The following is a 14,367-nucleotide window of genomic DNA, read 5'->3' on the forward strand; positions in this document are numbered from 1 at the left end:
ATTACTCCCATTAAAACATTTTATAACGCTAAAGTATAAGCCATAATAATTGCATCTTCTTTATTACCATCGGTGGTTGGGTAATAATTTTTTCTAATAGTTATTTGATTGAACCCTATTGAGTGATATAACTCAAGTGCTGTCGCATTTGATTTTCTTACTTCTAACCATATTGTCGAAATTTTATTTGGCATTGCCATTAAATCATCAATCAACTGGTTTAATAATGTTTTTGCTAACCCTTGATTCCGGTATTTAGGATGTATGGCAATATTAAATAAACTTGCCTCATCAGCTACCTGTTGGCAAATACAAAAGCCTACAATTTTATTATCAACGGTTATTTTAAGGTTTAAATAACGTTCTCCTTGATTTGAAAAGAAAGTCTCTTTAGACCAAGGAATAGGGTAGCATAATCGCTCTAACTCATAGGCTTCTGCTAGATCTTTTTCATTTAGGATGGAAATCGTTTTCATATTCACATAATTGTAGCCAAAGCTGTCGCTTTTGTTGTGGATCTTTGGCTAGCGAAACTAAATCGCTGGTTTTAATCGTTAATTTATTTTGCCATTGTTCATGGCTTTTTATGTCAATAAACCAAGTTACAACTTTTACTTCATCTGCCGGTATTATTAATTGCGAAGGCGTAAGAAATAAAACTTGCTCTTCAGTTAACTCAATGGCTTTTAAAATATCATAATAAATTTTTTGAGTTGGTTGCTTTTTAGCAATGACGATTAAACGAATTTTATCGTCGATATGTGTAGCAACTTCACCTTGAAAAACGGCAGAATTGCGTAAAACATATTGGGTAATATCACATTGCTTTAGATACCAATCAGTTGCTGTCATTGTCGGATTACTGTTTTTATTAGGGATTAAAGAAAGTTAATTGTATAATCTTCGCTTCAATTTATAAAGGTTTTTCATTGAGGCATTATGGCAATATCCGCATTTACTCCTGCTAGCCAAGTACTTGAACGTCATCAATCCTTTTTTGATGATAAAAATATTCTTATTGCAGGTGATATCCAAGATAATTACCCAGCTGTTATATCAGCTAATTTGGTTAAGATTCACTGCTCGCAGTATCACACATTTTTAAATTTTAAACACTCGAAACGAGCTGAAAGCACCAATTTTTCGCTCTATCCTGACGAGTCTTTTTATAACAATGTTAACACACTCATATATTATTGGCCTAAAACTAAGAGTGAAGCGCAATTTCAGTTATCATTTTTATTAAATAATATGCCTAAAGAGAGTGATATTTTTATTATTGGTGAAAATCGGACTGGTGTAAAAAGTGTTGAAGGATTATTAGCTGATTTTGGCTCTATACAAAAAATAGATAGTGCAAGGCGATGTGGTCTGTATCATTTTCGTGCTGATAGCCGTTTAGCTTTTGAACTAAAAGAGTGGTGGCTAAGTTATCATTTAACCATTGAAAACCAAGATATCGAAATTAAAAGCTTACCAGGTGTATTTAGCCAAAAAGGATTAGATGCGGGTAGTGAGCTTCTGTTAAATGCATTGATGGAACAGAGTGATATTATCAAAGGTAATATCCTAGATGTAGGTTGTGGCTCAGGCATATTATCAACAGTTTTAGGTAAGTTATATCAAGATATAAGTTTAACATTAACTGATGTCAGCAGTATGGCGTTAGAATCAAGCAAAGCTACGTTAGCTTGTAATAATCTTTCTGCAAATGTTATTGCTAGTGATGTATTTTCAGATATCAACGATAAATTTCACTTAATCATCTCTAATCCACCTTTTCATGATGGTAAAGAGACAAGTTATACTGCAGTAAACAAACTGATTAAAGAGGCTAAAAAACACTTAAAATTAGATGGTTATCTTTGTATTGTGGCAAATTCATTTTTGCCTTATCAATCGATTTTGGATGAAACCTTTAAAAGTGTTGAAATTATTGCCCAAACAACAAAATTTAAAGTCTATTTAGCCAGTCATTAATAAGTAATGATAATCAAATATTCATGCGTGAGTTGAGTGAACTAGATCACGCGTGAAAATTGATGTTGTCGAACCAATCGTCGCATATAAATATCAAAACACATACAAATATTTCGAATAAGCAAATGCCCTTTAGGTTGGACTACGATGCTATCTTTACCAATTAAGACTAAACCATCTTGTTCCAATGGTGCTAATAGTTTTAAATCTTCAGTAAAATAGTCATCAAATTTAATCGCATAAAGTTGTTCAATTTGTTTTTTATCAAGGTAAAAATGGCAAATAAGTTGCTTAATGATGTCTCTTCTTATTTTGTCATCTTGATTTAAGGTAAATCCTTTCCATAAACCATTACCTTGTTGTTTAACTAAAGTTTGATAATTTTTTAGATCTTTATGGTTCTGTGCATAACTATCACCCAACATACTAATAGCTGACACACCAAGACCCAATAAATCTGAATCGCCTTTAGTCGTGTACCCTTGAAAGTTACGATGCAATTTATTTTCTTGTTGAGCAATAGCCAACTCATCGGTTGGTTTGGCAAAATGATCCATACCGATAAATTGATAACCGGCTTGAGTTAATTTTTCTATACTAGTTTGTAAGATCTTTAATTTTTGATTAGCGTTAGGTAAATCATAATCTTTGATTTTACGTTGCGCAGCAAAACGACTAGGTAAATGGGCATAATTAAAAACGCTTAACCTATCAGGTGAAATATCAATAACTTTATTTAAAGTTTCGGTAAAACTTTCAACGGTCTGTTTAGGTAATCCATATATTAAATCGAGGCTAATTGATCGAAAATTATTTTTTCGTGCTTGAGCAATCAACGAGCGGATTAAATTTTCATCTTGTTCTCGGTTAATTAGATTCTGAATTTCATGATTGAAATCTTGAATTCCCATACTTAACCGATTAAAGCCTAGTTCAGAAAGATGATCGATTGTTTGTGTACTGATTTCTCTGGGGTCTATTTCAATTGATAATTCAGCATCTTGAGTAAAGTTAAAGTGTTGTCTGATTGATGTGATTAATCGTGTCATTTCATCATCAGTCAAAAAAGTAGGAGTGCCTCCGCCCCAATGCATTTGGCTTACAATACGATTTTTAAACAACTCTGACCGTTTAGCAATTTCAATATCTAGTATATCGAGATACTGGGTAACTTTATGGGTTTGCCGGGTAATAAGTTTATTACAACCGCAAAAGTAACAAAGTTTATGGCAAAACGGAATGTGGACATATAGTGATAATGAACGTTCAGGATAACGTGTGGCAGCTGAAAGAAAGTTTTGTTCAGTGAACTGCTCATTAAATTCAAGCGCAGTTGGATATGAAGTATATCTTGGGCCGGAATAGTTATACTTTTCTATCAACGCTTGGTCCCATAGCTGAGATTGAATCATATTGTGTTTATTTAATCCTGCTTTTGACATTGTTGTTTCCATCACATTTTGCTTTACTACGCTTTTTAATTTGCGCTTTAATTTTAATACGATTGATTTTTTTCAAATACAATAATGTGCAGATAAATAATCCCAAATATAAACCGAGCATAATAAATATTGGCATGGTTAATGACTCTTTATTGACATTATTTGGAAAATGAAATTATAAATTTCTAGTTCATATTAAATAAATCTAACTTAATTACGTTTAAGTAAGCTGACAATATCTTCTTTAGGCTCTTCTAACTCGTCATCAAAATCATTATCTTCATAACCTAATTGTTTCATCAGTTGATCAATGCGATCTAGTTTATTATCAAGATAGGATTGTTGTTCATTAGTCAATGTTTTGCCTTGGTCAACTAAATCAAGTAAATGGTCAAGTTTAGTATCATTTTCAAGCTGGTCTAATTCTTGTTCTGGTGTTAATTTGACCTTTTTAGGTTGATTAACTTTTATAATTGGATCATCCGTTTGAACTAATGAAATTGGTTTTTTACTACCAATTCGCGGATCTTTAATGATATTTGACGTTTTTTTATTGTTTTGTTTGCCGTTAAAACGAGAACCACTAGGTAAACCTTTATGTTTACGTTTGCGCTTAAGTTCTCGAGACTCTTCATTAATCTCTTGGCGGGTTTTTTTCGATTTATTTTTTAACATACAATCTCAATTTAATATTTGGTTATAAATTTACTTAAACATATTTTACCAGCAAGTCATTAATATAGCTATGAGCAGAAGTTAATGCGAATTTATGATTGTAAAAAAATAGATTTAGTATAATCTGAGCCAAATAATTTTTAAATATTGAGCAAATAAAACATGAAAAATCATTTGAGCCCTTATATGCAATTTACCCGACAAGAGTGGGCTGGCTTGCGTAATGCGGTACCGATGACTTTAACTGCTGAAGAATTAACCTCGTTACAAGGAATTAATGAAGATTTGTCTATGGATGAAGTAAGTGAAATTTACTTGCCTTTATCTCGATTACTCAATTATTATATAAGCAATAGTTTTAGCCGTCAGGCAGTCTTATCAAAGTTTCTAGGTAAAAGTCAGAAAATACCTTATGTTATCGGTATTGCTGGTAGTGTTGCTGTTGGTAAAAGCACCACAGCTCGTGTCTTACAAGCATTATTAACTCGTTGGCCGGAACATCGTAAAGTTGCGTTAGTTACAACCGACGGCTTTTTATATCCCAATCGTTATCTTGAAGAACGTGGTATCATGAATAAGAAAGGATTTCCTCAATCTTATGATATCAGAAAGTTAATTAATTTTGTTGCTGATGTAAAGTCAGGTCAGTCAGAAGTTAAAGCACCCGTTTATTCTCATTTGGTTTACGATATTGTTGAAGACGAACAGATTACTATCGACAGTCCAGATATTTTAATTCTTGAAGGATTAAATGTTTTACAAGGCACCATAAATTATACACAGGCTAACAATCGGGTGTTTGTTTCCGATTATGTAGACTTTTCAATATATGTCGATGCACAATTACCCTTATTACACGATTGGTATGTGAATCGATTTTTAAAATTTAGAGCTGGGGCATTTAGTGATCCTAACTCTTACTTTAACCACTATTCTAAGCTTCCCGAGGAAGAGGCTGTGAATATTGCTAACCGCCTTTGGCGAGAAATTAATGAATTGAATTTGATCGAAAATATCCTGCCAACACGGGAACGAGCAAGTTTGATTTTAACCAAAGGTAAAGATCATAAAGTAGATTGTGTTCAATTAAGAAAATAAACTTAGGGGAATCAATATGAAATCAGCAATTAGGTTATTAAGTAAGTTAAGCATTATCACTTTCGTTACTGCATTTTATGTAAACAGTTATGCAACAAATAATGATGAATACCAAGGGTTAAATTGTGACGGAAAAAAACAAGCAATCCAAACTAAAATAGATCAAGCTAAGAATGCCAATAATGCTAATGAAGTTGCAGGTCTTGAAAAAGCACTTCAAGAAGTTAATACCAATTGTAAAGATGAAACATTAGAAGAAAAATATAAAAGATTAGTGGTTGAAAAAACTAAAGATGTTACTGATAAAACTAAAGAATTAGCAGAAAAGACTAAAGAATATGCAAAAGACAAACTCAATGCAAATCAAGATAAAATTGATGCATTAAAAGCTAAATTAAATGATGCTGAAAAAGAGTTATCTGATGCTAAAGATAAACTTGCTGATTATTACAAACAAATGACTAGCAAATAGAGTAAAGTTAAACGCAAAAAAGTGCCTTCCTCAACTTTTTTGTTAGATAAGCACCATTAATCGAGCGTTAATGGTGCTTTTTTATTGATAAAAGATAATGTGCTTAAACTAGACTTTTCTGCCTAAAAAGAGTAAGGTGTGCGCCTTATTACGTGGTTCGTGAACCTCCCACGCTAAAAAACTAAGGAAAATTTAATGAGCAACATTACACTACTTGGCGACCAATCTGTTCGCTATCCAACTGACTATTGTCCAAATATTTTAGAAACCTTTGATAATAAACACCCCGGTAATGATTATTTTGTTAAATTTAATTGCCCGGAATTTACCAGCCTTTGTCCTATCACTGGTCAACCTGATTTTGCGACGATTTATATTTCGTATGTCCCCAATATAAAGATGGTTGAAAGTAAATCGCTCAAACTCTATTTATTTAGCTTTCGTAATCATGGTGATTATCATGAAGATTGCATTAATATCATTATGAAAGATCTGATTAAATTAATGGATCCTAAATATATTGAGGTTTGGGGGAAATTTACACCACGTGGTGGTATCTCTATCGACCCTTATGCTAATTACGGTAAACCTGGTACAAACTGGGAACAAATTGCGCTTAATCGTTTAGCTAATCACGATCTTTATCCTGAAAAAGTCGATAATCGTTAATTTTTTTCGTACACAAATTATATCGGAACCGTTAAAAATGCAAAATCGTAAAGCACTAGTGATATTTTCTGGTGGGCAAGATTCTACTACCTGTTTACTGCAAGCCATTGCTGATTATGGGCGTGAAAACGTTGAAACAATCAGCTTTCAATATGGTCAACGACATGCCATTGAGCTTGAAAAAGCCAAATGGATTGCTGACGATCTTGGTGTAAAGCAAACCGTCATTGACACTTCAGTGATCAAACAAACAACTAATAATGCCTTGATTGATGACTCGCAAGAAATTAAATCAGCTCAAGAAGGGAATTATCCGAATACCTTTGTTGACGGGCGTAATATGCTATTTTTATTGTTAGCCGGGTGTTATGCCAAACAGCACGGTATTAAAGATATCATTATTGGGGTATGTGAAACCGATTTTAGTGGTTATCCGGATTGTCGAGATATCTTTATTAAATCCATGAATGTTTCGATGAATTTAGCCTTGGATTACACGTTTAACATCATCACCCCATTAATGTATCTGACTAAAGCGCAAACATGGGAAATGGCTGATAAACTTGGTTATCTTGATTATATTCGGCTACACACTCACACTTGTTATTATGGGGTAGAGGGGGGATGTGGTAAATGTCCTAGTTGCGACTTACGTGAAAAAGGGTTAAATCAGTATCTAACCCATAGCTCTAAATAGTATTATTTAAAGGGGAAATGCATGTCTGACAATCATCAACGATTAGTCTCATTGGATGTATTGCGAGGAATGACCATTGCAGGAATGATTTTAGTGAATAATCCCGGGTCGCAAAATGCTATTTATCCTTTACTTAGGCATGCTAAATGGAACGGGCTGACTTTTGCCGATCTCATCTTTCCTTTATTTATGTTTATTATGGGCGTGTCGACTTATATTTCCTTAAATAAATTAGATTTTAAGCTTAATAAAATTCTGTTAATTAAAATCTTGAAAAGAACACTGATTATTTTTGCTATTGGATTATTGATTGCTTGGTTTTCGGGTTTTCTTGCTTTGTATAAGTATTTTAATTGGCTGCCGTTTCATGAGCGGATGGTTGAATCTTTGTCTTGTATAGATCAAATCCGAATTATGGGCATTTTACAACGTTTAGCGATCTGTTATTTGTTTTCTTCTCTTATTATTTTATGTTTTGATAGAAAATATTTGCCTGTTCTGATCGTTCAAATATTACTGTTTTATTTTTTCATCTTATATTTGGGCGACGGGTTTGAGCAAAAAAATAACAACATTATTGCTAAAGTCGATAGAATGATTTTGGGTGAAGAGCGTATGTATCTGGATAATGGTATGTATTTTGAACCGGAAGGGATATTAAGTACTTTTCCGGCCATTGCTCAAGTCCTTATCGGTTTTTGTATCGCCAAACAAATATTTGCGACTAATGTCAATGTCGACAAAATAAAAATCTTGATTAAATACGGGATAATTTTTTCAATAATAGGGTTTATTTTGAGTTTTATTTGCCCAATTAATAAAAAAATCTGGTCACCGTCATTTGTATTGGTGACTTGTGCTATAGGTTGTGTCTTATTTGCCTTATTAATTTGGTTGATTGATATCAAAAAATACAAAAACGCCGTTCATTGTTTTATCCCCTTTGGCATGAATTCTTTATTCATTTTTGTTATCGCCGGTATTATTTCGATTATAACGCGTAGAATGACGCTGGTTTATCATTCTGATTCACTCAGTTTGCGACAATTTCTGTATTCAAAGGTTTTAGGGCAATATTTTGGAAACTACCCCAGTTCTTTTATCTATGCCTTATTCATTGTCGTAATTTGTTGGTTGATTGCTTTTATTTTATATAAAAAGCATTTTTTTATAACAATTTAAAAATATTAGATATCGATGTAATTAAATTCGGGTTATCCGACATTTTTAACCTTAATTACATCATTTTTACATTAAAGATTATGGGTTCTCTCACCCCATTTAAAAAAGGAAACGAATATGTATTTGAATATTCATTCTGAAACACTTCAGAACAAATTTAATTCAGCTCAGCAGCGCAAGGCGCTTTGCTGGCTCTCTTTTTTTCATATTTTAGTTATTGCTTCGAGCAATTATCTGGTACAAATCCCGTTTGATATTTTAGGTTTTCATACCACTTGGGGAGCATTTACCTTTCCATTTATCTTTTTAACCACCGATTTAACCATTCGGGTATTTGGTGCTAGTCTTGCCAGAAAAATTATCTTTGTCGTTATGATACCGGCATTACTGTTCTCTTATTCCATTTCGGTTGTGTTTTTTGAAGGGCATTGGATGGGATTTTCAGCTTTATCTGATTTTAACAGTTTTGTTTTCCGTATTGCTTTTGCCAGTTTTGCCGCTTATTTAGTCGGGCAATTGATGGATATCACCGTGTTTAATTATTTACGTAAGAATAAAGCATGGTGGGTTGCGCCTTCGGCGTCAGCGGTGTTAGGTAATGGTATAGATACTATTGTCTTTTTTGCCATTGCCTTTTATCAAAGTAGTGACGAATTTATGGCCAATCATTGGATCGAGATTGCCGCAATTGACTATAGTTTTAAAATTTTGATTTGTGGATTATTCTTCTTACCGCTTTATGGCATTATTTTGAATTTCATTTTAAAAAAACTGCTTATAAAATCACTATAACAACCTGATTAATTACTTAATTATTCGGAATAATTGTTAATATTTAGAGCTTATCAGCGTTATGATAAGTTCTAAATGCTAAAACCCCTCTCAAAAACCCCGTTCCTCAACTTTTTTTACCAATTTAAAACATTTAATTATCTCAAAAAAAATTAAAAATATTGATAAAGATTCTTTGCTAAAGTTTTTGTGAAAGTGCATAATATAAACAAAAAAATAAGTAGTATTTTTATCAGGAATAGAAAGGATTTAGGTGAAACAATGAGATTGATAAAACACTTAGCTGTGTTGGGTTTGTTTTTGACGTTATGCGCTTGTGATAATCAAAAAGATAAATCGACAGATTCAGTAAGTAATAATAAAACTGAATTAACTACAAATAATACCAGTAATACCAGTAATACCAGTAATACAACGCATGATTCGAGTACAAATTCGCAATCTCATAACCCATTTAATCCAACACCTGAACTAATCGAAAAATATAAAGGTAAAAATCTAAAAGTTCTCGATAGTTCAGAATTAATCATTGATGGTTCAAGCACATTAGTCGTGACGTTTTCCGTTCCTCTCAATCCGAAATTGAATTTTTCAAATTTATTAAGATTGGTTGACAAAGAGAGTGGTGTGGTTGATGGCGCTTGGGAGTTGTCTGATAATGGCCTTGAATTAAAACTTCGCTACCTTCAGCCAAATCGTAAATTGGTTTTAACTATTGATAAGATGTTATCAGCGATTAATGATAGCCATTTGTCATCTGTTTATGAAGCTCAAATAACCACCCAAGATCGCCAACCTATGGTTGGTTTTGCTAGTACTGGATTTTTATTACCAAGTAAATCCATGAGTGGATTGCCGATTAATACGCTCAATGTTGATAAAGTTGATATAAACTTTTTCAAAATTAAGCCAGAAAAATTACCTATTTTGCTTGATAATTATGGTTTTATTGATATGTTGTCAATTTGGCGTTCGCAAAGTATGAGTGAATATACTGATTTAGTTTATTCTTCAAGATTTGATCTTAATCCTAGACCGAATGCTCAAGAAACCATTATCGTTAACCTTTCTACAGTTTCTGAACTTAATCAAGAAGGTGTTTATATTGCGGTAATGAATGAAGCGGGTACTTATAATGAATCAAATCCTGCAACAATATTTTCAATAAGTAATATCGGGGTTTCATATCATCGTTATGATAATGGTAAATTAGCAGTAACGACTCATGCGTTAGATAACGGTAAGCCACTAGCTAATATTAATTTAACATTATTATGCGAATCTAATAATAAGCAGTGTAAGAATATTAAGGCAACGACAGATAAAGATGGCTATGTTGAAATCGATGGCAACAACAAGGCATATAGCGTATTGACTGCAACCGATGGCGAGCAAACGTCATTTTTGATGGTTAATCGTGCTGCGCTTAATTTAACTGATTTCAATTTATCGGGCAAACCTTTCTACCAAAAACAATTATTTGTTTTTGGCCCTCGTGACCTTTATCGTCCGAACGAAACCGTCTATTTTAATGCACTATTACGTGATGCAGATGGACAGGCATTACCTGATCAACCAATCGTCGCTGAAGTGTTTTCTTCTAATGGTCGAGTTGTCAAAACTTATCAACTAAAAAGCAGTGTGAATACCAATGGTTTATATCAACAACAATTTGTTATCCCCGCTGATGCAGCAACAGGTAATTGGTTAATTCGTTTCAATTTAGGTGATGATAACTATCGCCAGTGGAATTTCAAAGTTGAAGAATTTTTGCCAGAACGTATGGCGATGGAAATACACAGTTCATCTGATGGTCCAATTCTAAAGAGTGAAGATGTTTCTTTTGATATAAAAGGTTGGTATTTATATGGTGCGCCAGCATCCGGTAATCGCTTAGATGCTAATCTTTATTTAAAGAAAGTTGATACCATTGCGGGATTAGATGACTTCAAAATTGGATCAGCTACTGAAGAAAATCCATATCGCGAACTTGATTCTTTAGAGTTAAAGTTAGATAGCGATGGTTTAACTGAAATTAATATTGAGAATAATTATTGGTCAGGAAGCTCATCACCTCTAAAAGTCGTTTTACAAGCTAGTTTGCTAGATTCTGGTGGTAGACCAGTTACGCGTTACGCAACACAAACTATTTGGCCTGCACCTAAATTGCCGGCAATCCGAGCATTATTTGAAAACTCAGAATATTATGATTGGAATAGCGATAATTATTTTGAGCGCCCAACTGTAGACATAAATAGTAATGCTGAATTCGAAATCGCTTATGTTGATTTGGATGGGGAAAAATTAGGTACAAAATCATTAAAAGCTAGACTAGTTCGTGAGCGTAATGATTACTATTGGGTTTGGTCTGAGGAAGATGGTTGGCGTCAAAGTTCCAACTCGAAGGAATTTGTGGTTTCTGAAGATCAGTTATCTATTGAGGCAGGCAGTACCACAAAAATAACCTATCAACCTACTGATTATGGTGCTTACCGAATTGAAGTGGTAGATACAAACAGTAAAGTCGTATCAAGTCTCAGATTCTGGGCTGGTTATGATTGGGAAGATAATACTCATGGTACTAAATCTGTACGCCCAGACCAAGTTAAGTTAAGTATTGATAAACCATCTTATAATCCTGGAGATGTCGCTAAAGTTAATGTTCAAGCACCTGTAGCTGGTTCTGGTTATATTTCTCTCGAAACCAATGATGGAACCATTTGGAAAAAAGCCATTACGGTGGGTGAAGAAGGTTTAGATGTCGAAATTCCTATTGAAAAATGGGGGCGACATGATGTCTATATTAGTGCTATGATTATTCGCCCTTCGACTGATGCTTCCGTGCAAACAGTTAAACGAGCAATTGGTTTACTTTATTTACCAATTGATACGTCTAATCGTCAATTAAATGTGACAATTGATACACCGGTACAAGTAGAACCTGAAACTGTTGTGCCAATTAAAATTAAAATGGATAAGCCATCTGTCCAAAAAGATAAAAAAGTGACTGTATTGGTTTCAGCTGTTGATTCAGGTGTTTTAAATATCACTGATTATGTCACACCCGATCCTTATGCTTGGTTTTTAGGACGTAAACGTTTTAATGTAGATTTTAACGATGTCTATGGCAGCTTAATTGAAGCTACTGGTCGTAATGTAAATATGAGCTTTGGTGGTGATGCGATGGGCGCTGGCGGTAAAAAACCGTCAAATGAAGTTCAAATTGTTGCGCAACAACTCAAAACCATTCAATTAGATGATAATGGGGAAGGTGTGATTAATTTACCTTTACCTAATTTTAATGGTGAGCTACGTATAATGGCTCAAGCATGGGATGATAATCGTTTTGGTAAAGCTGATAAAAAAATGAAGGTTTCAGCTCCGGTTATAGTTGAATTATCAACTCCTCGATTCTTATCTGGTGGTGATCGCGCTGTATTAGCGTTAGATCTTCATAATTTGACAGATAAAACACAAAATATGAAAGTTGAAGTATCGACTAATGGTTTGATTCATCAAAATGAAGCCAAAACGATATCAGTCAAACTTGATAGTAAACAAAAAGATATCATTCAAATCCCTGTTATTGCAGATTATGGTTATGGTACTGGTTCGGTAACGATAGCGGTCAAAGGTATTTTACTTGAAGATAATTCTGACACTAAAATTGAAAGATCATGGTCAATTGGAGTAAGGCCTGCATATGCCGGAACAACGAGATCTTATGTGTTAGCACTAGATGCCAATGAGAATTGGGAATTACCAAACGATGCATTAACAGGATTAATTGATAACACTGTTGAAGGGCAATTGGTCATTTCTAATCAGCCGCCGTTAAATATTGCTCAATATATCAAAGATTTATTTGCATATCCTTACGGTTGTTTGGAACAAACAACGAGTGGTTTATTCCCATCATTATATGCTAATAGTAAACAACTCGCAGAACTAGGTATTAAAACTGATTCAGATGAGAAGCGTCGTGAAAAAGTGCAATTAGGTATTTCACGTATCTTATCAATGCAACGAAGTAATGGTAGCTTTGGGCTATGGAATAGTCATAGTGAAGAAGAGCATTGGTTGACAGTTTATGCAACAGATTTCTTGTTGCAAGCTAAAGAACGAGGTTATCAAGTTAGTGATAAAGCGCTTGATTCAGCAATGACACGTCTAGGTCAATATATCTATGATACGTCTGCATATAATAATTTTGGTTATTATGGAGATTCACGTAGTTTTGAGTTTTCTAAGTTGTCAATTAAAGCCTATGCATTAATGGTTTTAACTAAACAAAATAAAGTTACCTCAGCAATGCGTAACGAGATAAATTATTTATCAGACAAGATAAGTAATGATAAGTCATTTATCTATTCGCCATTACCTATAGCTCAACTAGCGGTTGCTGCTAAATTAAATGGTAATCAAAATGTTTATGAAAAATTATTACCTTTAGTTTTTAGCACTTCGTATCAATACAATAATCACTGGTTTGGTAATTACGGTAGTGAAATACGTGATGAAGCATTAATTCTATCTTTATTAATAGAAAACAAAATAGCTCAGAATAAACAAGGTACTTATCTGTATAATTTATCAGATTTATTAAACAGTAAACGATATTTCTCAACACAAGAATTAAATTCATTGTTTATTGCTGGTTGGTCATTAGAACAGCATAGAAGTGGTAATAAATTTAAAGTATCAGTGAATGGAAAAGTTAATGAAGTTGATTCAGTATTTTCTCATTCATATGATTTTGATAAATTAACACAAGGATTATCGATTGATAATTCAGAATCAGATGAGCCACTATATGTTAAGTTCTCTGTAACAGGTTATTCTAAAACACCTCCAGCGCCAACCTCAGCTGATGGTTTCTTTAACATCAGTCGTACGTATTATGATTTGCAGGGTAATAAAATATCACCAGCAGATTTAGATGTAGGTTCTATGATGGTTGTGGTTTTAGATGTAATAGCTAAAGAACAAGTTCATGATGCGTTGGTTGTTGATTTCTTACCAGCTGGTCTAGAGCTTGAAAATCAAAACCTTTCTAATAGTAGTGTGAATTTATCATCAATTCCTGGTATAGCTAAATTAATGGGAGATGATGATGCTAGTAATATTAAATATCAAGAATATAGAGATGATAGATATGTTGCCGCTGTTAACATTAATAATTATGTGGGGCGCAATAAATATCGAAAACGTTTAGTGTATTTAGTTAGAGCAGTAACTACTGGCGATTACATGATTCCTTATCCTTATGTAGAATCTATGTATCGTCCAGACCGTTTTGCTATAGGACAATCACCTGATTTCATGACTATTTCAAATCCTAAGCAGGAAGAAAATTAATT

12 protein-coding genes and 1 riboswitch are annotated in these 14,367 nt (G+C 33.4%); of the genes, 8 read left to right on the plus strand and 4 right to left on the minus strand.

Features of this window, described 5'->3' with window-relative positions:
• Window positions 1–20: 20 nt before the first annotated feature.
• Complete coding sequence (gene rimI / locus J3U24_RS07210; protein ID WP_267337414.1) at window positions 21–476, minus strand: ribosomal protein S18-alanine N-acetyltransferase; 456 nt, start codon at window positions 474–476, stop codon at window positions 21–23.
• The gene (locus tag J3U24_RS07215) at window positions 451–852 is read right to left on the minus strand and encodes a DNA polymerase III subunit psi (protein ID WP_267337413.1); all 402 of its coding nucleotides are present in this window, start codon (window positions 850–852) and stop codon (window positions 451–453) included. The genes rimI and J3U24_RS07215 overlap by 26 nt, the downstream gene beginning before the upstream one ends.
• Before the next feature lie 93 nt (window positions 853–945).
• Here J3U24_RS07215 and rsmC point away from each other — a divergent pair, with 93 nt between their 5' ends.
• Complete coding sequence (gene rsmC, locus J3U24_RS07220; protein WP_416380500.1) at window positions 946–1,980, plus strand: 16S rRNA (guanine(1207)-N(2))-methyltransferase RsmC; 1,035 nt, start codon at window positions 946–948, stop codon at window positions 1,978–1,980.
• A 41-nt stretch (window positions 1,981–2,021) separates the two neighbouring features.
• Here rsmC and hemN read toward each other — a convergent pair whose 3' ends face one another.
• Both hemN and yihI read right to left on the minus strand, forming a co-directional pair.
• The gene (gene hemN / locus J3U24_RS07225; protein ID WP_370632605.1) at window positions 2,022–3,392 is read right to left on the minus strand and encodes an oxygen-independent coproporphyrinogen III oxidase; all 1,371 of its coding nucleotides are present in this window, start codon (window positions 3,390–3,392) and stop codon (window positions 2,022–2,024) included.
• A 240-nt stretch (window positions 3,393–3,632) separates the two neighbouring features.
• The gene (yihI, locus tag J3U24_RS07230; protein ID WP_267337410.1) at window positions 3,633–4,097 is read right to left on the minus strand and encodes a Der GTPase-activating protein YihI; all 465 of its coding nucleotides are present in this window, start codon (window positions 4,095–4,097) and stop codon (window positions 3,633–3,635) included.
• Between the two features lie 162 nt (window positions 4,098–4,259).
• Between yihI and coaA the strand changes: the two genes are divergently transcribed.
• The 7 genes from coaA to J3U24_RS07265 all read left to right on the plus strand — a co-directional run bounded on the left by coaA (window position 4,260) and on the right by J3U24_RS07265 (window position 14,365).
• Window positions 4,260–5,195, plus strand: a complete 936-nt coding sequence (gene coaA / locus J3U24_RS07235) for a type I pantothenate kinase (RefSeq protein WP_267330625.1) — start codon at window positions 4,260–4,262, stop codon at window positions 5,193–5,195.
• 16 nt (window positions 5,196–5,211) lie between these two features.
• Complete coding sequence (locus tag J3U24_RS07240) at window positions 5,212–5,667, plus strand: DUF1090 domain-containing protein (protein WP_267337409.1); 456 nt, start codon at window positions 5,212–5,214, stop codon at window positions 5,665–5,667.
• A 146-nt stretch (window positions 5,668–5,813) separates the two neighbouring features.
• Window positions 5,814–5,858, plus strand: a riboswitch (PreQ1 riboswitch).
• A 4-nt stretch (window positions 5,859–5,862) separates the two neighbouring features.
• Window positions 5,863–6,336: a preQ(1) synthase gene (gene queF / locus J3U24_RS07245; RefSeq protein WP_065563118.1), complete on the plus strand. Its 474-nt coding sequence runs from the start codon at window positions 5,863–5,865 to the stop codon at window positions 6,334–6,336.
• A gap of 37 nt (window positions 6,337–6,373) precedes the next feature.
• Window positions 6,374–7,033, plus strand: coding sequence for a 7-cyano-7-deazaguanine synthase QueC (gene queC / locus J3U24_RS07250; protein WP_065733848.1), 660 nt, complete (start codon window positions 6,374–6,376; stop codon window positions 7,031–7,033).
• A 21-nt stretch (window positions 7,034–7,054) separates the two neighbouring features.
• The gene (locus tag J3U24_RS07255) at window positions 7,055–8,215 is read left to right on the plus strand and encodes an acyltransferase family protein (RefSeq protein ID WP_267337408.1); all 1,161 of its coding nucleotides are present in this window, start codon (window positions 7,055–7,057) and stop codon (window positions 8,213–8,215) included.
• 117 nt (window positions 8,216–8,332) lie between these two features.
• Entirely contained in the window at window positions 8,333–9,007 is a 675-nt protein-coding gene (locus J3U24_RS07260; protein WP_267337407.1) for a 7-cyano-7-deazaguanine/7-aminomethyl-7-deazaguanine transporter, read from the plus strand.
• A gap of 261 nt (window positions 9,008–9,268) precedes the next feature.
• Complete coding sequence (locus J3U24_RS07265) at window positions 9,269–14,365, plus strand: alpha-2-macroglobulin family protein (protein WP_267337406.1); 5,097 nt, start codon at window positions 9,269–9,271, stop codon at window positions 14,363–14,365.
• The last annotated feature ends 2 nt before the right edge of the window (window positions 14,366–14,367 follow it).

Origin of the sequence: Gilliamella sp. B2785 (genome assembly GCF_026537005.1) — a bacterium.
GTDB lineage: Bacteria > Pseudomonadota > Gammaproteobacteria > Enterobacterales > Orbaceae > Gilliamella > Gilliamella apicola_E.

Excerpts from the sequence above, each read along its gene's own strand:
- yihI (WP_267337410.1), bottom strand. The coding sequence starts at position 4,097 with ATGTTAAAAAATAAATCGAAAAAAACCCGCCAAGAGATTAATGAAGAG.
- coaA (WP_267330625.1), top strand. The coding sequence starts at position 4,260 with ATGAAAAATCATTTGAGCCCTTATATGCAATTTACCCGACAAGAGTGG.
- J3U24_RS07240 (WP_267337409.1), top strand. The coding sequence starts at position 5,212 with ATGAAATCAGCAATTAGGTTATTAAGTAAGTTAAGCATTATCACTTTC.
- J3U24_RS07265 (WP_267337406.1), top strand. The coding sequence starts at position 9,269 with ATGAGATTGATAAAACACTTAGCTGTGTTGGGTTTGTTTTTGACGTTA.
- queF (WP_065563118.1), top strand. The coding sequence starts at position 5,863 with ATGAGCAACATTACACTACTTGGCGACCAATCTGTTCGCTATCCAACT.
- rimI (WP_267337414.1), bottom strand. The coding sequence starts at position 476 with ATGAAAACGATTTCCATCCTAAATGAAAAAGATCTAGCAGAAGCCTAT.
- hemN (WP_370632605.1), bottom strand. The coding sequence starts at position 3,392 with ATGATTCAATCTCAGCTATGGGACCAAGCGTTGATAGAAAAGTATAAC.
- J3U24_RS07260 (WP_267337407.1), top strand. The coding sequence starts at position 8,333 with ATGTATTTGAATATTCATTCTGAAACACTTCAGAACAAATTTAATTCA.
- J3U24_RS07215 (WP_267337413.1), bottom strand. The coding sequence starts at position 852 with ATGACAGCAACTGATTGGTATCTAAAGCAATGTGATATTACCCAATAT.
- queC (WP_065733848.1), top strand. The coding sequence starts at position 6,374 with ATGCAAAATCGTAAAGCACTAGTGATATTTTCTGGTGGGCAAGATTCT.
- J3U24_RS07255 (WP_267337408.1), top strand. The coding sequence starts at position 7,055 with ATGTCTGACAATCATCAACGATTAGTCTCATTGGATGTATTGCGAGGA.